The sequence below is a fragment of the Lachnospira pectinoschiza genome (genome assembly GCF_020564355.1).
Lineage (GTDB): Bacteria > Bacillota > Clostridia > Lachnospirales > Lachnospiraceae > Lachnospira > Lachnospira intestinalis.
This window is the reverse complement of the sequence record NZ_JAJCRR010000001.1, coordinates 243,697-262,689: the sequence shown is the minus strand read 5'-3', so window position 1 is coordinate 262,689 and position 18,993 is coordinate 243,697. Positions and strand designations below refer to the sequence as shown.

The 18,993-nt window shown below is 42.6% G+C and carries 14 protein-coding genes and 1 other annotated feature; of the genes, 6 read left to right on the top strand and 8 right to left on the bottom strand.

What is annotated here, in order from left to right; translation table 11 throughout:
- The first annotated feature begins 180 nt into the window (after positions 1 to 180).
- From LI288_RS01355 to LI288_RS01345, 3 genes are all read left to right on the top strand, one after another.
- Positions 181 to 936, top strand: a complete 756-nt coding sequence (locus LI288_RS01355) for a DUF4866 domain-containing protein (RefSeq protein WP_227089195.1) — start codon at positions 181 to 183, stop codon at positions 934 to 936.
- Positions 929 to 2,290 (top strand): threonine/serine ThrE exporter family protein, encoded by a 1,362-nt coding sequence (locus LI288_RS01350; RefSeq protein ID WP_227089194.1) that lies wholly within the window; start codon positions 929 to 931, stop codon positions 2,288 to 2,290. Before LI288_RS01355 ends, LI288_RS01350 begins: the two co-directional genes overlap by 8 nt.
- A gap of 159 nt (positions 2,291 to 2,449) precedes the next feature.
- On the top strand, positions 2,450 to 3,130 hold the full coding sequence (locus tag LI288_RS01345; protein ID WP_022433489.1) for a YoaK family protein: 681 nt from the start codon (positions 2,450 to 2,452) through the stop codon (positions 3,128 to 3,130).
- A 114-nt stretch (positions 3,131 to 3,244) separates the two neighbouring features.
- On the opposite strand, the gene LI288_RS01340 is transcribed toward LI288_RS01345, so the two are convergent.
- On the bottom strand, positions 3,245 to 4,639 hold the full coding sequence (locus LI288_RS01340; protein ID WP_227089193.1) for a radical SAM protein: 1,395 nt from the start codon (positions 4,637 to 4,639) through the stop codon (positions 3,245 to 3,247).
- Between the two features lie 92 nt (positions 4,640 to 4,731).
- A complete protein-coding gene (locus LI288_RS01335) occupies positions 4,732 to 5,076 on the bottom strand; it encodes a HEAT repeat domain-containing protein (protein ID WP_227089192.1) in 345 nt (114 codons plus the stop codon).
- 345 nt (positions 5,077 to 5,421) lie between these two features.
- Here LI288_RS01335 and LI288_RS01330 point away from each other — a divergent pair, with 345 nt between their 5' ends.
- Positions 5,422 to 6,312, top strand: coding sequence for a LysR family transcriptional regulator (locus LI288_RS01330; RefSeq protein ID WP_022433492.1), 891 nt, complete (start codon positions 5,422 to 5,424; stop codon positions 6,310 to 6,312).
- Positions 6,313 to 6,423: 111 nt separating this feature from the next.
- Here LI288_RS01330 and leuS read toward each other — a convergent pair whose 3' ends face one another.
- Both leuS and LI288_RS01320 read right to left on the bottom strand, forming a co-directional pair.
- Positions 6,424 to 8,838, bottom strand: coding sequence for a leucine--tRNA ligase (gene leuS / locus LI288_RS01325; protein ID WP_022433493.1), 2,415 nt, complete (start codon positions 8,836 to 8,838; stop codon positions 6,424 to 6,426).
- Positions 8,839 to 8,973: 135 nt separating this feature from the next.
- Positions 8,974 to 9,206, bottom strand: a binding site (T-box leader).
- Between the two features lie 73 nt (positions 9,207 to 9,279).
- Positions 9,280 to 11,358: an elongation factor G gene (locus LI288_RS01320; protein ID WP_022433494.1), complete on the bottom strand. Its 2,079-nt coding sequence runs from the start codon at positions 11,356 to 11,358 to the stop codon at positions 9,280 to 9,282.
- A gap of 322 nt (positions 11,359 to 11,680) precedes the next feature.
- On the opposite strand from LI288_RS01320, the gene LI288_RS01315 reads away from it, so the two are divergent.
- Complete coding sequence (locus LI288_RS01315; RefSeq protein WP_227089191.1) at positions 11,681 to 12,556, top strand: prephenate dehydrogenase; 876 nt, start codon at positions 11,681 to 11,683, stop codon at positions 12,554 to 12,556.
- A 48-nt stretch (positions 12,557 to 12,604) separates the two neighbouring features.
- Positions 12,605 to 13,585: a ComEC/Rec2 family competence protein gene (locus tag LI288_RS01310; RefSeq protein ID WP_022433496.1), complete on the top strand. Its 981-nt coding sequence runs from the start codon at positions 12,605 to 12,607 to the stop codon at positions 13,583 to 13,585.
- A gap of 19 nt (positions 13,586 to 13,604) precedes the next feature.
- Here the strand turns inward: LI288_RS01310 and LI288_RS01305 are convergent, their stop codons facing one another.
- Genes LI288_RS01305 through dnaG form a run of 4 tightly spaced genes read right to left on the bottom strand, consistent with a single transcriptional unit; the run spans position 13,605 to position 18,978 of the window.
- Complete coding sequence (locus LI288_RS01305; RefSeq protein ID WP_022433497.1) at positions 13,605 to 15,218, bottom strand: nucleoside kinase; 1,614 nt, start codon at positions 15,216 to 15,218, stop codon at positions 13,605 to 13,607.
- 24 nt (positions 15,219 to 15,242) lie between these two features.
- Entirely contained in the window at positions 15,243 to 15,968 is a 726-nt protein-coding gene (locus LI288_RS01300; protein WP_022433498.1) for a class I SAM-dependent methyltransferase, read from the bottom strand.
- Positions 15,969 to 15,987: 19 nt separating this feature from the next.
- On the bottom strand, positions 15,988 to 17,193 hold the full coding sequence (gene rpoD / locus LI288_RS01295) for an RNA polymerase sigma factor RpoD (protein ID WP_022433499.1): 1,206 nt from the start codon (positions 17,191 to 17,193) through the stop codon (positions 15,988 to 15,990).
- A gap of 21 nt (positions 17,194 to 17,214) precedes the next feature.
- The gene (dnaG, locus tag LI288_RS01290; RefSeq protein ID WP_227089190.1) at positions 17,215 to 18,978 is read right to left on the bottom strand and encodes a DNA primase; all 1,764 of its coding nucleotides are present in this window, start codon (positions 18,976 to 18,978) and stop codon (positions 17,215 to 17,217) included.
- Positions 18,979 to 18,993 lie beyond the last annotated feature (15 nt).

Here is an 18,993-nt window from a genome sequence, read left to right as displayed (position 1 = left end):
AAGCAATCGCCACCGCTTGCGATAAAATTGCTGAAAATCCGGAGAATATGTATCATCAGGCATACCCTGACATTGGCAGTATTGTGCCGCAGGTATCACAAAACTGCTCCTATCGCAGAATTCAATACATTCCGTCTGCGGTTTCTCCTACATTAAAATGCCTGCGGAATGGAGAGAACGATGAAAGAGCAAACTATTTTCCCAAGAGAAGAACATGCAGATGTCCTGTTCCAGAAAATTCTGGCTGACCCATGGGCATGCGACAAGCTTTTTGAAACTTTTTGCAATGATTTATTCAGTAATGATGAACTGGAGGATTCCCTTTCTGCCGATGAATTCTGTCAAGCACTGTTTCGCGCTTACCGCAACAGGGATTTATCCGCTTTTCTTATGGCAATCAGCAAAAATACCCTTTTTGACCTGATACGAAATTCTTATCTGATTCCCTATCGTTTTAATGCTGACGGAAAGACCAATCCTGTCATTATGACAGATGAGAACGGTTTACTTCTGCCTGAATTTAAAAATTGCATCCATGAAAAGGAGTATCAACATTTTCGTGAAGTTTATAACCATTTTGACGGAAAGAAAAAGATGTATCTTGCACAGGCTTACCGTTACAGTCATTCCTACCGCGATGACGATATGAATATTAAACAGCAGGTTTTAGAGAAAAATACCGGTGTACTGCTGATCCGTGAGCTTCCCGATACCATTAAATTAAAAGAAACAGAATCAGAAGCTTACTGTGCCGTCTGGGATTTAATGATCCAGCTTGAAAAAGAACTGCCAATGGCTTTTGTATTTTACGGTCAGGATTCCCTTGTCGAGCAGAATAACCGATATGATGAACTTGGGATTTTCCTGCCAAATTCTCATTTTTTGAAAAATCTGGAGCGGCATGCCGCCAAAGCGGAGGCGATTATTTATGGATAGCACAAAAGATACAGCCGGACCGGCTTCTTATGTTGATATTATGGAAAAAAACCACATGGAAATCCCCTGGCATGACTATGCAAAAGCAGACAGCAACGTCCTGATTGAAAATGCAGGATTAATCGAAAAAGCTTCTGTTATCGGCAGAGTAGGACTTATGATGCTCTCCTGCGGCACCGGGGCATGGCGTGTGCGCACTTCCATGAACCGCCTGTCAAAGGAACTTGGTGTTACCTGCACGGTGGATGTCGGACTGATGTCCATTGAATTTAACTGCTTTGACGGAACGGATTGTGTTTCCCAGTCTTTAAGCATTGCCAATACCGGGGTCAATACGTCAAAGCTGTACCGCATGGAACAGTTTGTTGAACGTTTTCCGGAAGAAAAAACGCATATGACCGGTGAACAGATTCACAAAAAACTGGACACCATTGAAAAAATCCACACGCTGTATTCGCCTGCAAAACTGGGATTTGCCGCCGCACTCGCCTGTTGTGCCTTCACTTTTCTTTTAGGCGGCGGTCCTGTGGAAATGATTCTGGCATTTATCGCCGCCGGTGTCGGAAATGTTGTCCGTACCAAACTGATTAAACACCATTATACACTGTTTTTAAATATTGCCGTATCCATCTCGGCGGCCTGTCTTGTTTATGACATCTGTTTCCGCCTTGCGGAAATTATTTTTCATATTCCGGCATTGCATGAAGCGGGATACATTTGTTCCATGCTGTTTATCATACCGGGATTTCCGTTTATTACAAGCGGCATCGACCTTGCGAAACTGGATTTGCGTTCAGGACTTGAACGGCTTACTTATTCCATCATCATTATACTCGTCGCTACGATGTTTGCATGGATTATGGCACTGCTTTTAAAATTACAGCCACAGGATTTTGCAGTCCTTCACATGAATCCCCTGTTTCACCTTGTACTGCGGATTATCGCCAGCTTCTGCGGGGTTTTCGGCTTTTCCATAATGTTTAACAGCTCTGTTTCTATGGCATCGACTGCTGCTTTCATCGGTGCGGCTGCCAATACGCTCCGGCTTGAACTTGTGGATTTTACAGGAATGCCTGCTGCCGCCGCCGCATTTATCGGTGCTTTAACCGCAGGACTGCTAGCCTCCCTCATTAAGAAGAGCCACGGGTATCCTCGGATTTCTTTAACCGTACCTTCCATTGTCATTATGGTTCCGGGACTGTACCTGTACCGGGCAATTTACAACTTCGGCATTATGTCCCTCTATGAAGCTGTTTCGTGGTTTAGCGCAGCGATTATGATTATTATCGCACTGCCGCTGGGACTGATATTTGCACGAATCCTTACCGACCGCACATTCCGGTATTGCACATAATTTTTATATTTTTTATACAAACAGCAACATTTTAACAATATTCGGTATTAAATATTTATTTAGAGCGAAAACAATTGTACATAGTAGCAGATGAGCCGTCTCATTCGCGGATTTCTCATCACTGCTTTATCATAAAATTGCTCGGAAATGGGGATTAAAATGAATCACTTATCACACCGGCAAATGTCAGAATCTTTTCTGACGGCTGCCTTTTTATCTATATCCGGAGGTTTGCAGGATGCCTATACATACCTCTTCCGCGGCAAAGTTTTTGCCAATGCACAGACCGGCAACATTGTACTTTTAAGTGCCTGTGTTGTTGACAGAAACTGGTATCAGGCGGCACACTATCTGATTCCGCTGCTCTTTTTCGCACTGGGAATTGCCGCCGCCGAATGGGTACGGCTGAAATATCAGCGGATTGAGCGTCTGCACTGGCGCCAGCTTGTTGTTTTATCCGAAATTATTCTGCTTTTTGCGGTAGGATTTTTCCCGGTACGGCTGAATCTGTTTGCCAATGCCTTAGTATCCTTTTCATGCGCCATGCAGGTTCAGACATTCCGCAAGGTCAACGGATATGCCTTTGCCAGCACCATGTGTATCGGCAATCTCCGAAGCTGTATGGAATCTCTGTGCGTTTATGCCAGAACGCGCGATAAACACGTTTTGCACAAATCCGCCTGCTACCTTGGCATTATCCTGATGTTTGCTGTCGGAGCCGGTGTCGGTGGACACTGTATTGCCCTTTTTGGGATGCGCACCATCTGGTTTTCCTGCCTTTTGCTGTTGATCAGCTTTTTAATCATGTTTATTAAAGAAGAAGAAAAAGAACGTCATTAATGCAGAACCGTTCCATAAAAATACCGGACTCCAATCGTCAGATTTTAAATCTGGCTTTTGGAGTCCGGTACAATATCCGTTTTTTTCAAATATTCTTATTTTTCCGGTTTAAAATTACTTTTTATAATTTTCATAGCTGTGCTGTGGCATTTTGGTTTCTGCCCAGAGCTTGTCGGCACACGGCTTCCAGTTCTTAGCATAAGCCTTACACTTCTCACACAAATGCTCCGCAGATTCCGGTGACTGTAAATCCGTGGATTTTGCGCCACTCTCCTTTACAATCCGTTGAAGAATTTCAGGATTTTCAAGCATCGGACACGGACGCAGATGATTTTCATTAAACGGCTGGTTATTATAATATGCCATAAATAACGGCTGTTTTAAAATCTCAAGCAGCGTATTTTTACGGATATTGGACCCTGAATAGTGAATAAATACACAAGGCTCCGCATCACCGTTTGCATTAATATGGAAGTAATTTCTTCCGCCTGCGATACAGCCGCCCACAAATTCACCGTCATTCTGGAAATCCATGGTAAACAGTCCTTTTCCCGTCGTCATATTACGGATTTCACGGACACGGGAACGCATGTAAATTCTCTGCTCCGGTGCCGGAAGCAGATCAACAGACGCATCGTTTCCGACCGGCATATAGTGAAAATACAGCGCATAACGGCAACCTTTTTCAATCATTAAATCAACGAATTCATCGCTTGTAACTGTTTCAATATTTTTAGATGTATAACAGATAGAAGTACCAAATACAAGACCGTTCTGCTTTAATAAATCCATTGCGTGCATAACCTTTCCGTAGACACCTTCTCCACGGCGTAGGTCATTTACCTCTGCAAATCCTTCCAGACTGATTGCAAGATAAAGATTTCCGACTCTTTTCAAATCCGCACAGAACGTTTCATCTACGAGTGTTCCGTTTGTAAATGAAAGAAATGCGCAGTCATAATGCTTTTCTGCAAGGCGGATTAAATCTGCCTTTCTTACAAGCGGCTCACCGCCTGTAAACATGTAAAAATAAATGCCCATTTCTTTACCCTGACAAATCAGGTTATCCATTTCATCAAATGTCAGATTCAGGCGGTTTCCGTATTCTGCCGCCCAGCAGCCCGTACAATGCAGGTTGCAGGCACTTGTCGGATCCATTAAAATCAGCCATGGTACATTGCATTTGTACTTTTCACGCATTTTACGAATCGTTTTTGTACCATTTAAAAATGCTTCAAAACCAAGGTTTAAAACCATTGTTTTTAGCACATGTGGGTCGACTTCATCCAGAAGCCTGTTTATGTAATGATTCAACGCGCCGTTTTTATCGGTAATCATGGTTCTTGCTTTCTCATAATTAATATCCAGCTTTTCTCCATCCATGTATTTTTCCATGAAATCGACAAGCTTTACAATTTCCTTTTCTCTGTCTTTATCCAGATTCTTTAAAACGACGTCAGACACTTTGCTAACAGCCAATCTTCCCGCTGCATGTGTTAAATTTCCCATTTTCTTTTCTCCTGATTTTCTTATCTTAATGATATTATACGTCTTAAATATTTTGTGTTATATATCAGCATATGCACAAACCGCTAAAATCATTATCCTCTCTTATGTAAAGCCTGAATTGTTTCACTGATTTTTTTGCGCAACGGCTCATTTTCTTCCGGTATGGTCTGCAAAATACGCAGCAGCTCCGTTGTGTTATGGTCATCGCCCACTTTCTTTAAGGACTCGCATGCCGCCTCCAATATATCCTGGTCTTTGCTTTCAACCAGCTCCATCAACAGATCAATGGCTTCCTCTGTTTCGGAAGTTCCCAGTGCCTGAGCCAGTGCGATTTTATGTTCCTTATCCTTAAACATATACTCTGAAAGCTCACCCCATGCCTTTCTATGCACAAGCTTTTCCATTTTTTCTTCGGGTGTTTTCTTTGAAAATAACATACTGCTCTCCATTCCGCAGGCATTTTAATGCCGGAGGAATCGCGGACTGAATTCATTCAATTCTGCGATAAAAACAGATTTGTGATGCCTGCGTCACAAATCTGTCGTGTGAAAAAATCTTAAATTTATGGATTTTTCACACTGCTGTCCATTTCTTTTCTTATTTCTTAACACAACCGTATTATAGAAAAAGATTTGTAAAATGTAAAAAGTATTATTAATATCTTGATTATATCTTTTTGACATAGCCAAAACCGCATTTATTTGTTATACTTATGTAATACGTTTGCCCCGGCATCTGTTAAATATTTTCCGCTGCATGGCAGTTTTACAAAAAGGAGTATCATGATTACTTACGATTATTACCGTATTTTTTACTACGTTGCACAGTATAAAAGTTTTACCAAAGCCGCTGCTGCTTTGGGCAATAACCAGCCCAACATTACGCGCTGTATGAACAATCTCGAAGCAGAACTGGACTGCAAGCTTTTTCTGCGTTCCAATAAAGGTGTACTGCTGACACCGGAAGGCCACAAGCTTTATGAACACGTTGCCATTGCTTTTGAACAGCTTGCGCTTGGTGAAGAAGCAATTATCCGTAACCGGGATTTAGAAAACGGTCTGATTTCAATCGGTGCCAGTGAAAATGCACTGCGCCTGATACTGCTTTCCGAACTGGAACATTTCTGCGCCCGCTATCCGCATGTGCGTATCCGTCTTTTAAATTATTCCGCACCGCAGGCAGTAAAAGCACTGGAAAATAACATTATCGACTTTGCGATTGTTTCAACACCGGTTCTGGTACATAAGCACATGCATCAGGAAAAGCTGGTTTCTTATGATGAAATACTGCTGGGCGGCACGAAATATAAGCAGTTTGCACAGCAGGTTCACTATTTGGAGGATATTTCCGAAATGCCTTTAATCGGACTTTGTGAGGGAAGTTCCACACACACGCATTACAGCCGTTTCTTTATGGAACACGACCTTCCTTTTGAGCCGGATATGGAAGCTGCCATGACCGACCAGGTACTTCCGATGATTACCCATAATCTCGGTATTGGTTTTTATCCAAAATCGCTTGCTTTGGAAGCCATTGAAAAGGAACTTGTCTTTCCGATTGAGCTGACAGAACCACTCCCTAATCGTGATGTTGTCGTAATCACCAACAACCACACACCAATTAATTCTGCTGCCCGCAGATTTCTGGAGTTTTTACTGGAAAACCGTAAATAACCGTTTTCCTTTCAGCATTTCCAACGCAATATAACACATTTAATAAATATAAGCTGTCCCACGGTCTGAATTCCGTGGGGCAGCTTATATTTTAAAATATTTTCTTTTTAATTACTTACCGACAATGTTAATAATCTTACCCGGTACGTAAATTTCCTTTACAACATTTGCAGGAAGCTTATCACCGAGTGCTTCTTTTGCCTTAGCCAGTGCAGATTCTTTGGTTTCGTCAACAGAAAGTGTTACCTTTGCCTTTACTTTACCATTTACCTGAACTGCCATTTCAATCTCGTTATCCTTCATCTTTTCTTCATCAAATGAAGGCCACTGTGTGCTTTCAAAAATGCTCTGGTTATGTCCTAATACTTCCCAAAGTTCTTCTGCAACATGCGGTGCAAACGGAGATAAGAGCGTAACAATCGTTTCCATTGTTTCTTTATCAATGCCGCCCTGCTTCTTTGTCAGGTCAACCAGCTTGTTGGTGTATTCCATGAAACCGCTGACAACTGTGTTCAGACTGAAGTTTTCCAGACGGTTTGTAATGTCATAAACCATCTTATGTCTTAACTTCACCATTTCATCTGTTTCATTGAAATTCTTATCTGCGTTATCTTCTACAAGTGTCCAGAATCTTGACAGGAATCTGTGTACACCGTCAATTCCTCTGTCATCCCATTCTGCATCCAGTTCCGGTGGTCCGACAAACAGTTCATACATTCTTAATGAATCACAGCCGTAATCTCTTACTAAATCATCCGGTGATACAACGTTTCCTTTGGACTTACTCATCTTTGCGCCGTTCTTGCCAATCATACCCTGATTGAACAGCTTCTTGAACGGTTCATCAAAATCAACCACACCGATATCATGTAAGAATTTTGTATAAAATCTTGAATACAGTAAGTGCAGTACCGCATGTTCCACACCGCCGATATACATATCAACCGGAAGATACTTATCTGCCTTTTCCTTGCTTACAAGTTCTTTGTCATTCTTATTATCCACATATCTTAAGAAGTACCATGAAGAACCAGCCCACTGTGGCATAGTATTGGTTTCTCTCTTAGCAGGCTTTCCGCAGCATGGGCAGGTTGTGTTGACCCATTCTTCAATTCCTGCAAGCGGTGATTCACCTGTTCCGGTCGGCTCATACTTTTCTACTTCTGGAAGCAGTAACGGAAGCTGGTCTTCCGGAACCGGTACACAGCCGCAGTCCGGGCAGTGAACAATCGGAATTGGTTCGCCCCAGTATCTCTGGCGTGAGAATACCCAGTCACGTAACTTGTAGTTCTTCTTTTTACGTCCGAAGCCCATTTTTTCAATCATTTCCGGTGCTTCTTTCTTTAATACAGAAGATTCCATACCGTTCCAGTCACCGGAATTAATCATTGTTCCGACAGCATCTGTATAAGCCTCTGTCATATTTTCGATTTCTTTTCCGTCTTTTGCAATAACCTGAATAATCGGAATATCAAATTTCTTTGCAAATTCAAAGTCACGGTCATCATGTGCCGGTACACACATAATCGCACCTGTACCGTAATCAGCCAGTACATAATCAGACAGCCAGATTGGCACTTTCTTTCCATTTAAAGGATTGATTGCATAAGAACCTGTAAATACACCGGTCTTTTCCTTGTCTGCCATTCTGTCGATGTTAGAACGGGTAGAAGCTCTGTAAATGTAATCTTCCACTGCCTGCTTTGTTTCTTCCGTTGCCAGTTCTCTTGCCATTGCATGTTCCGGAGCCAGTACCATAAAGGTTGCACCGTGTAATGTATCCGGTCTTGTAGTATAAACAGTAATAGACTTATCCGTTCCGTCTACCTTAAAATCTACCTCTGCACCGTAAGAACGTCCAATCCAGTCAGACTGCATCTTCTTAACCTTTTCCGGCCAGTCAAGCTTATCAAGGTCTTCGAGTAATCTGTCTGCATAGGCTGTAATCTTTAACATCCACTGCTTTAAGTTCTTCTTGGTTACTTCTGTACCGCAGCGTTCGCAGCAGCCGTTTACAACTTCTTCATTTGAAAGACCTGTCTTGCAGGACGGACACCAGTTAATCGGCATTTCCTTTTCGTAAGCAAGACCTGCTTTAAACATTTTTACAAAAATCCACTGTGTCCACTTATAGAAATTCGGGTCTGTTGTGTTGACTTCCATATCCCAGTCATAAACAGCGGCGATTTCCTGAATCTGTCTTTTAATATTGGCTACATTCTGTGCCGTAGACTTTTTCGGATGAACACCCATCTTAATTGCATAGTTTTCTGCCGGAAGACCGAATGCATCCCAGCCCATTGGATGGATAACATAGTATCCGTGTAACATCTTATATCTGCTCCATACATCACTGATTACATAACCTCTCCAGTGACCGACATGAAGACCGCTTCCTGACGGATACGGGAACATATCCAGACAGTAATATTTCGGTTTTTTGCCATCATTGACATTAATTGGGTGTGCTTCCCAGTTTCCACGCCATTTCTTTTCAACAGCCTTATGGTTATACGTTGTTGCCATTTTGTTAATCCTCCTTGTTTTGCGAAGCAAAATCGTATGCGAGTTTACTCGCATTTCTGCCCTAAGCAGGAGCAGAGGATTTTCCTCCTTGTTTTGCTTCCTTTTTTCAAACACATAAAAAGCCCTTTCATCTCACTTAGAGACGAAAGGGCTACAATCGCGGTACCACTCTAATTCATATGTAAGCTGCCCTACATATGCACTCAGTCATTTGGTAACGGAAATGAATCGTCTTTTCCTATCTGTTTATCCTTTCAGAAAAGAAACTCCAAGGCGAGTTCAATTATCCGAATCTGCTGTCTTGCACCTTCCGGCAGCTCTCTGTAAAATTCCGGCGATAATCTACTATTCCTTTTCACAGTCTTTATATATTCAAATATTTACTACGAAACAGGAATATTTTATCATATTCAACCGCTTTGTCAAGTACCGATTCTACTTTTATCCGTTGTTTTTCTGATATTCTGCGGACAGCTTCTCCACTACATTCTGCGGCGCATGTCCGTATCTTGCAAATTCGTAGGCAAATGTACCATAGCCTTCCGTAATGGAGCGAAGCTTTGCCATATAGCCTTCCAGCTCGGCAACCGGAACATCAGCTTCTATATAAGAAGTTCCGTCTTCTGCCGGCATCATGCCAAGTACTCTTGCCCTGCGGGTCTTTAAATCATTTGAAATGTCTCCCGCATAAACGGACGGTGCAAAGATTTTTACCTGTGCAATCGGCTCTAAGATAATCGGTGATGCCTTTAAATAAGCTTCCTTATATGCCATGACAGCTGCCATTTTAAATGCATTTTCACTCGAATCCACCGGATGCTCCGCGCCGTCTGTCAGCACTGCCTTTAAGCCGACCACCGGATACCCTGCAAGCAGTCCTGTCTTGACACTTTCTGCAATTCCCTTTTCCACTGCCGGGAAATAATTTTTAGAAACTGCGCCGCCGACTACGGCTGTTTCAAATACGTAATCTTTTTCACGGTTGCCGGACGGTGAAAATGTAATCTGCACTTCCGCAAACTGTCCGTGACCACCGCTCTGCTTTTTGTAACGGCATCTTGCTGTCGCTTCCGCACAAATCGTTTCTTTATAACCGACCTTTGGCGCTGTCAGCTGAACCTGCGGAATCTTATACTGATTTTCAAGTCTTGCCACAATAATCTCCAATTGCTGTTCGCCGATTCCTTTTATCAGACGCTGACCGTTTTCTGTATCATTTTCACAAAGCACGGTTCTGTCTTCTTCCATAATCTTTGCCAGTGCCTGTGAAAGCTTTTCTTCATTCTGCTTGTTATCAACAACAATACGCTTTACCGTATACGGCACTGCAAATTCAATCGTATCGAGCTTAATCGGCTTCACCTTTGTGGAAATGGTATCTCCGGTTGAAAATCCGTTCAGCTTCGGAATGGCTCCGATATCGCCTGCCACAATGCTGTCCACCGGTGTATATTCTTTTCCGCATACCTTATAAATTCTGCCAATCTTTGTTTCCATATCGTAAGACGGATTAAAAATCATGCTGTCCGCTTTTAATGTACCGGAATAAACCTTTACAAAGGAATACTTGCCAAGATATGGGTCGGATACCGTCTTAAATACCCGCGCCGCCAGAAAATCTTTTTCATCATAAATGCAGTCAAACAGCTCATTGTCATAAACATTAATACCGGTCTTTGTAAAAAACGGTGACGGAAAATATTTTGTAATGACATCTAAAAGCATATAGACACCATGTACATGCAGTCCCGAACCCATCGTTACCGGAACAATGCTTCCGTCCGTACAGTCGGCACGCAGGGCGCTGTCCTTTTCCTGCTGTGTAAATTCTTCACCCGAAAAATATTTTTCCATATTATCTTCGTCAACCGAAGCCACTGCCTCATCTAAAATCCCTTTAAATTTATTGAGGTTTTCCATACAGTAGTCCGGAATCTCGAAATCTTCATATTTTCCGATACCAGTAAATTTTCTGGCGCTCATCTTGGTAATATCCGCATAACCAATCAGACGCTGATCCTGGCGGATTGGCATATGAAACGGCGCAATCTTTCCGCCGTACAGCTTTGTGAGTTCTTCCACAATCTCTCTGTAGCTGGCAGTATCATCATCCATGCCTGTTACAAAAATCACTCTCGGCAGTTTATAACGGTCACATAATTTCCATGCGGCACATGTTCCGGCATCAATGCCTTTGCGGGCATTAATCACGATGACCGCTGCATCTGCAGCACTTGTAGCAGACTCGCGTTCTCCTTCAAAATCCAATGCCCCCGGTGCATCTAAGAAATTAATCTTATAACCGTTCCATTCCACCGGAACAACCGATAAATGAATTGAAAATCCACGGCTGCGTTCCTCGCTGTCGTAATCACTGACCGTATTGCCCTGCGCAATGCTTCCTAAATAGTTCTTATTCTCCCCTGCAAACGCTGCTGCCTCAACCAGTGTTGTCTTACCGCTTCCACTGCCTCCTAAGACTGCAATATTTCTGATGTCACCTGTTCTGTAATTATTCATAATGCACTCCATTCCGGCATGAAATATTCACAAATGCGTATAAAATACCACGCCTTGTATCTCACCCCTGTTAATTTGTTTACGTTCTAAATGTTATGATTTATTTTACTACATTTTTTGTATTTTTTCAAGTACATTGTCAATAAGCATTTTATTTTTTACGTTGAAGTGTTAAAGTGTATACAGTTATACTTTTAATTTTGTGATACTTTGTTTTAACAGGTTACTTGTGTTATTATACATTAAAATACAGATGAGAAATCGCCTGCGCGAATTTCTCATCGCATCTTTGCGACATAGTCGCTCAGAAATGGAGATTAGTATGGAGATTTTACAGATTGGTTTTATAGGTTTTGGATTAATTGGCGGTTCGATTGCAAAGGCACTCCGTGCGTACCGCCCGCAGTGCCACATGATTGCTACCAGCCGTTCTCTTTCTCCCCTTTATCAGGCACAAAAAGACGGTGTATTGGATGAAGTAACGGACTGCGTAAATGAACAGTTTTCCGGCTGCGATATCATTTTTATCTGCACGCCGGTCGTAACGATTACAAAATATTTTGAACTGTTAAAGCCACTTATCAAGTCTTCCTGCATTTTAACCGATGTAGGCAGTGTAAAAGAAAGCATTTACACTGCAGCTAAAAATGCCGGTCTGGAAAATAATTTTATCGGCGGACATCCGATGGCAGGCTCTGAACAGTCTGGTTATACAAGCGCCCATGCCGATTTGCTGTGTGGTGCAAAATACGTTATCACACCGTCTGCACACACTTCAAAAGAACATTTAGATGCTTATGTCGAACTTGTAAAAGATATCAAGGCCGTGCCAATTGTCATGGACCCGGCAACACATGATTACTGTGCTGCTGCCATCAGCCATGTGCCGCACCTTGTCTCTGCCGCACTGGCAAAGCTGGTTAAAGATGCCGACACCGGTGACTATAAAGATTACATGCACCTGCTTGCCGCAGGCGGTTTTAAGGACACCACCCGGATCGCTGCTTCTTCTCCGGAAATGTGGGAACAGATTTGTGCTGCAAATCCGACGGCTATTTCGCAGCTTTTAGGGGAATATATCAACTCTCTTACTGCAGTCAAAGAACATATTGATTCCGGCGACAGTCACTACATTTACAAGTTATTTGAAGAAGCAGGCATTTACCGGAATACATTTTTCGGACCGGACCGTTCCTGACGGCAGCCACCGTATTTGCAGTAAATCTGCTTGAGAATGGAGATTCATATGTATCACAGACAACGTAAAAACAAGCAGAGAATCCGTACAAAATTCTCTGCTTTTATGATGCTTTTCGTTTTTATTATTGTTTTTATCTGTCATATCGGACTTTTAAATCCTGACCTGACAGCTTCCGTAAAGACTTCTTTTCAGGATACACTGAAAGGTTTATTTACAAATTCTTCTAAACAGGACACCGCACTTTTCTATTCAGAAAGCCGTCCCGAAAATACAACGCTTTCTGTCACCTTTTTAGATGTCGGGCAGGGAAACTGTGTGCTTGCGGAATCGGACGGACATTATATGCTGATTGACGGCGGTGACCGTTCCCACTCCTCTTTTGTAGTCAGCTACTTACAGCAGGCGGGTATTACTGCACTTGACTATGTACTGATTTCACACTATGATGCCGACCATGTAAGCGGCATTATCGGTGCTTTATATCAATTTGACGTTGGCAATGTTCTTTCACCGGATTACAGTGCTGATACAAAAATTTACCAGTCCTATGTAAATTGTCTTAAAAAGCAGAATATCACTCCGGTACACCCACAGGTCGGTGACACCTATATTTTAGGAAATGCCTCTTTTACCGTGGTCTGCCCCGACCGCTATGACTATGAAGAAGAAAACAACCGCTCTCTCGGTATCCGGCTGACGGATTCTTCACACAGCTTTTTAATCCTTGGCGATGCCCAGTCAAAAAGCGAATCCGCCATGTTAAATGAGAATTTAGATCTTTCTGCGGACGTCTATATGGTAAGCCACCACGGAAGTGCATCTTCTTCCACCGAAAAATTTCTACGTGCCGTACACCCTGCTTTTGCCGTTATCAGTGTCGGCGCAGACAACGATTACGGACACCCCGCACAAAAAACACTTTCCCGCTTGGAAGCACAGGATATTCAAATCCTGCGTACCGATTTAAGCGGAACAATCACAGCTTACAGCACCCCCGACACCCTCACCTGGAGTACCGGACGGTGAGGGTGCGGCCTGATAAAACTCAAACCTTAAAACATCCCCCGCCAACAAATTCCCTTACAATCGAATTAATCGGTATGTTTTCACTGGTATACGGCAGGAAGTACGCAAGGAACTTTAACAGGCGCTTTGCTTCCTGATATTCCGGTTCGTCCTCTCCGACTGAGAATAACAGCGGTTCTACATACGGCTTTAATACGGACAGTTCATACGGCATTGCCGAATTAAACATCGCATCTGCATGCTCCTGAAACGGGAAAATATTTTTTTCTTCGCCCTTGCGCACAGATTCCCACATGCCGAGAGTACGTGCAGCACTCGCACCACGGGTTCTGCTGTCACGCACCAGACGGCGGATTAATCTGCCGTCGGTTGTTGCCACACGGTTATGTTCATCCACATTTAACTGTGTCAGCGCACTGATGTAAATTTTATATTTACTTTCTTTTGGGAGCATATAGGACATTTCATCGTTTAAGCAGTGAATTCCTTCGATAACAAGAATGTCTTCCGCTCCAAGCTGTAAATAATCATTTCCGTATTCTTTTTTACCCGTCTTAAAGTTAAAGGTCGGCATACAGACACGCTTTCCTTCCAGAAGCTGCTCCATGTGCCGGTTAAACAACTCGATGTCAATCGCATGCAGGTCTTCAAAGTTATAATTGCCGTCTTCGTCAAGCGGTGTCTGCTCACGCTCTACAAAATAGTTATCCACACTGATTGGATGCGGCTTGTATCCGTTTGCTCGAAGCTGAATGGACAGGCGGTTTGCAAAGGTCGTCTTTCCGGAAGATGACGGTCCTGCAATCATTACAAATTTTGTACTTTTTCTTTTTTTAATAGAGTTGACAATTTCAACAATTTTCTGTTCCTGAAGAGCTTCCTGTACAAGAATTAATGAGTTCATATCATTATTTGTAATATGCTCATTTAATGCGCCCACAGTATCAATTCCCAGCATATTTGCCCACTGGGTTGATTCTTTTAATACCTGAAACAGTTTTTGCTGCGGTGCAAATTCCGGTACAATTTCCGGTGCTTCCTTAACCGGCAGCTGTAATACAAAGCCTTCATCATACACAAACAAATCAAAAACACCTAACATTCCGGTAGATGGTGCCATATATCCGTAAAAATAATCTTCAAATCCGTCCAGGTTATAAATGTTTACATAAGAGCTTCTGCGGTATTTAAACAGCTTGGTCTTATCCTCCATGCCGTATTTTTCAAACAGCTTTACTGCTTCGCTCGTCTGAATCATGCGCTTTGTAATCGGAATATCTGCCGCAACAATTTCCTGCATCTTTGTCTTTACCCTTGCAAGGAACTCTTCTGTAACCTGAAAATCTGCCTTTAAACTGCAATATAAGCCTTTGCTGATAGAATATTCAATTGTCACACGATCAATTGAATGTTCCGGTGCCGTCTGATAAATTGCATGCAGCATTAAAAGCACTACACTTCTCCGATAGGTTTCGTTGCCAACGGCAGCTGCCGTTGTAATATATTCTACCTTTTCATTTTCAATTTCCATATCTTTTAATTCATGAAGTTTTCCATCAACCTTTGCCAGAATAATCTGATGCGGATAATCCGGCTGTGCCTGCTTTGCCAGTTCAAATAATGTCTTACCCATATTTTTTCTCCCATCCTGCGTATTTTACGCAAAATTATAATATTCTAATGCAAAATCAATGCAATCCAAATCCTTCCGTAACTGCCCTAACCGCTCCTGTACTGCCGCTTCCTGTCCGTTTCGTGCTGATAACTGTGTGTAAATTCCTTCTGCTATCCGCTTTTCTTTATATAAATATGCTTTCAGGCTCTCGTTTTTTTCACGCAAAAGCGATTCTCCGTACCGAAGCTTTGCTTCCTCGATCGTCTGCGGTGCATAATCCGCACCCATGTATACACATTCCATAATGACATAAAACTGACCATCTTCTGTCATCATATGTTCTTCTAAAACAAGAAATCCCTTTTCCTTTAAAAATATCCGGAATTCCCGCAGTTCAGACTGCGGCGATACAATCAGCCGTGTTGATTTGTCCAGCTTTTCCATACCGTTTGTAAGAATCGACTGTATCAGTCTTCCACCCATGCCGGAAATGGTAACGGTATCTGCCTCACCCTTTTCAAGTGCTGCCAGTCCGTCCGAAAGTCTTAATTCAATCTGATCGAACACACAAAATGCCCGTGTATTGTCTTCTGCTTTTTTTAGAGGTCCTTTCCTGACGTCCATTGCTATCACACGGTCTGTAATTCCACTCTTTACAAGAAAGATTGGCAGATATCCGTGATCGGTACCGATATCTGCCACTTTACTTCCTTTTTTTATCAAACCGGCAATCAGACGCAGTCTATCTGATAAATTCAGTTCTTCCATAATTGTTCCTATATTAATATTAGTCTAAGTAATCTTTCAATTTGCGGCTTCTGCTTGGATGTCTTAACTTTCTAAGTGCCTTTGCCTCAATCTGACGGATACGTTCTCTGGTAACATTAAACTCTCTACCGACTTCTTCAAGGGTTCTTGCTCTGCCGTCATCCATGCCGAAACGCAGCCTTAACACCTTCTGTTCTCTTTCTGTCAGCGTTCCAAGGACTTCTACCAGCTGTTCCTTTAACAGTGTTGAAGCCGCTGCCTCTGCCGGAACCGGTACGTTATCATCCTGAATGAAATCTCCTAAATGGCTGTCTTCTTCTTCACCGATTGGTGTTTCAAGTGAAACCGGTTCCTGTGAAATCTTCTGGATTTCACGTACTCTTTCTACCGGAATATCCATTGCCTCTGCAATTTCTTCCGGGGACGGCTCTCTGCCTAATTCCTGTAATAACTGTCTGGACACACGCACCAGCTTGTTAATCGTTTCTACCATATGCACCGGGATACGGATTGTTCTTGCCTGGTCTGCAATGGCTCTTGTAATCGCCTGACGAATCCACCATGTCGCATACGTACTGAATTTATAACCTTTGCGGTAATCAAATTTTTCTACCGCTTTAATTAAACCTAAATTACCTTCCTGAATTAAATCCAAAAACAGCATGCCACGACCTACATATCTTTTGGCAATGCTGACTACCAGACGAAGGTTTGCCTCGGCAAGACGCTTCTTTGCTTCTTCATCACCCTGTTCCATGCGCTTTGCATATTCGATTTCTTCTTCTGCGCTTAACAGCGGCACTTTACCGATTTCCTTTAAATACATTCTGACAGGGTCTTCAAGTCCTACACCATCCGGTACGGATAAATCAATTTTTTCAATATCAATATCATCTTCATCATCTAAAATAATTTCATCATCGTCTGTATCATCATCCGCCATCTTAACATCGACATTATTATTTTCAAGGAATTCAAAGACTTTTTCCATCTTATCGGCTTCAAAATCGGTATCGAGGAAATAATTCATAATTTCCTGATAATCAAGTACATTTTTCTTCTTTTTGGCAATCTGAAGCAGTCCCTTACATTTTTCATCAAACTTCGCAGCGATTTCAGCAGCAATTTCTTCTTCTGTTTTTTCTACTGCTTCTCCTTCGGTCTTTGCCTTTTTGGTTGTCTTTTTTACTGTTTCTTCTGCGATATTCTCATTTTTCTTAGCCATGATTGTCACCTTTCTATTCTCTTATAATGTAATATGAATTGCTGATAATTTGTTTTTCATTGTATAAAGCTGCTGGATTTGTGCAGGGTCTGCCGCCTGGTCAATCTGATACTGTATGCTGTTGTTTTTTACCTTAAGTACGGTATCATTAAGTGCTTTTTCGCGCTCATTGTGATTCAGCCGGTTATCCAGTTCCATGCTAAACATCGCCGCAACTTCACTGTGCGTTTCCTCGGCATCGTATGTACTGATAATTGCCGCGGGATTTAAACTGCCGCTTTCATACTGTGCATACAGCTTGTCCGCCACATCCTTAAACAGCGGGTTTACAAAATCCTGCGGTGAAATGTATTCTTTCACCTTTTCAAAAATTCCGGCATCTTCAATCATCCATGTCAGCAGAATTTTCTCTGCCTGACGGACACCGTCTTCTTTTTTCTTCTTGGGTGCCGCAGCACGCTGCTGTCCCGGTGCCGCCGGATAATCATTTCTTCTTAAAATGCCTTCCTTACTGCCAAGAGATGCGACCAGCTCCCGCATGCCCTGCAATTCAATGTGGAAACGGTCGCAGACCGCACGCATATAGTTTTCCCGCTCCAGCTTTTCCCGGAACGTCACCAGCTTTGCCGCCGCTTCCCGCTCAAACTTCGTAGACTCTGCCGGGTCAGTTCTGTCATATTCTTTCTCAAGAACACCGATTTCATACATGAAACTGTTTTCCGCCTTGTCTATCCGCTCCTGAAACGCTTCCGCCCCCAGTGCCTTGATAAATTCATCGGGGTCTTTATACGGCTGCATATTAATAACCTTCGTGGTAAGCCCAGCTTCTTTTAATATCGGAATTGCCCTAAGCGCTGCCTTTACACCCGCCGCATCACTGTCATAGGTAATCAGGACATTATCCGTATACCGCTTCATAAGTGCCGCCTGTCCCGGCGTCAGCGCTGTTCCGAGGGACGCCACTGCCTGCGTAAAGCCAGCCTGATGCAGTGAAATCACATCCATATATCCTTCACAGATAATCATATTGGACTTTCTGGATATGCGCGCCGCATTCAGCCCATATAAATTCCTGCTTTTATCAAATAATTTGGTTTCCGGTGAATTGAGATATTTCGGTTTTGCATCACCCATGACACGGCCGCCGAAACCGATAACCTTGTTGTTAATATCCATAATCGGAAACATCACGCGGTTCCAGAACTTGTCATGGATTCCCCGCTCATATGTAAACAGTCCTGTTTCTTTTAACAACGCATCATCATAACCTTTGCTTTTTAAATACTGATATAGCGCATTGCCGGTCTGTCCGGCATATCCTAATCCGAAGCGGTTTATCGTAGTATCGCTTAACCCTCTTTTTTGAAGATAGGACAGTCCGATTTTACCGTTTTCAGCTTTAAGCTGATGGTAATAATACGTTGCCGCTATTTTATTAATCTCTAAAAGCTTTGCCTTTAAGTCCCTGTTTTTCTTTTCTTCTTCCGAATAACTCGTTTCGGGAAGCTGCATGCCTGCTTTGTCTGCTAAGTATTTTACAGCTTCAAGAAACGTATAATTTTCGTATTCCATAACAAATGTAATGACATTGCCGCCCACCCCGCAGCCGAAACAGTGATACAGCTGCTTTCCCGGTGATACGGAAAAAGACGGAGATTTTTCATTATGGAACGGACACAGCCCGACATACGAACTGCCGTTTTTCTTCAGTTTGATATATCCGGAAATAATATCCACTATGTCGCTTCGCGATACAACTTCATCAATTACTTCACTTGCGTACATCTGTTTTCACCAACC

What these genes read in the sequence shown, in the direction of transcription:
- rpoD (WP_022433499.1), bottom strand. Translation starts at nt 17,193, where the DNA reads ATGGCTAAGAAAAATGAGAATATCGCAGAAGAAACAGTAAAAAAGACA.
- LI288_RS01315 (WP_227089191.1), top strand. Translation starts at nt 11,681, where the DNA reads ATGGAGATTTTACAGATTGGTTTTATAGGTTTTGGATTAATTGGCGGT.
- LI288_RS01345 (WP_022433489.1), top strand. Translation starts at nt 2,450, where the DNA reads ATGAATCACTTATCACACCGGCAAATGTCAGAATCTTTTCTGACGGCT.
- LI288_RS01340 (WP_227089193.1), bottom strand. Translation starts at nt 4,639, where the DNA reads ATGGGAAATTTAACACATGCAGCGGGAAGATTGGCTGTTAGCAAAGTG.
- LI288_RS01355 (WP_227089195.1), top strand. Translation starts at nt 181, where the DNA reads ATGAAAGAGCAAACTATTTTCCCAAGAGAAGAACATGCAGATGTCCTG.
- leuS (WP_022433493.1), bottom strand. Translation starts at nt 8,838, where the DNA reads ATGGCAACAACGTATAACCATAAGGCTGTTGAAAAGAAATGGCGTGGA.
- LI288_RS01330 (WP_022433492.1), top strand. Translation starts at nt 5,422, where the DNA reads ATGATTACTTACGATTATTACCGTATTTTTTACTACGTTGCACAGTAT.
- LI288_RS01320 (WP_022433494.1), bottom strand. Translation starts at nt 11,358, where the DNA reads ATGAATAATTACAGAACAGGTGACATCAGAAATATTGCAGTCTTAGGA.
- LI288_RS01305 (WP_022433497.1), bottom strand. Translation starts at nt 15,218, where the DNA reads ATGGGTAAGACATTATTTGAACTGGCAAAGCAGGCACAGCCGGATTAT.
- LI288_RS01350 (WP_227089194.1), top strand. Translation starts at nt 929, where the DNA reads ATGGATAGCACAAAAGATACAGCCGGACCGGCTTCTTATGTTGATATT.
- LI288_RS01335 (WP_227089192.1), bottom strand. Translation starts at nt 5,076, where the DNA reads ATGTTATTTTCAAAGAAAACACCCGAAGAAAAAATGGAAAAGCTTGTG.
- LI288_RS01310 (WP_022433496.1), top strand. Translation starts at nt 12,605, where the DNA reads ATGTATCACAGACAACGTAAAAACAAGCAGAGAATCCGTACAAAATTC.
- LI288_RS01300 (WP_022433498.1), bottom strand. Translation starts at nt 15,968, where the DNA reads ATGGAAGAACTGAATTTATCAGATAGACTGCGTCTGATTGCCGGTTTG.
- dnaG (WP_227089190.1), bottom strand. Translation starts at nt 18,978, where the DNA reads ATGTACGCAAGTGAAGTAATTGATGAAGTTGTATCGCGAAGCGACATA.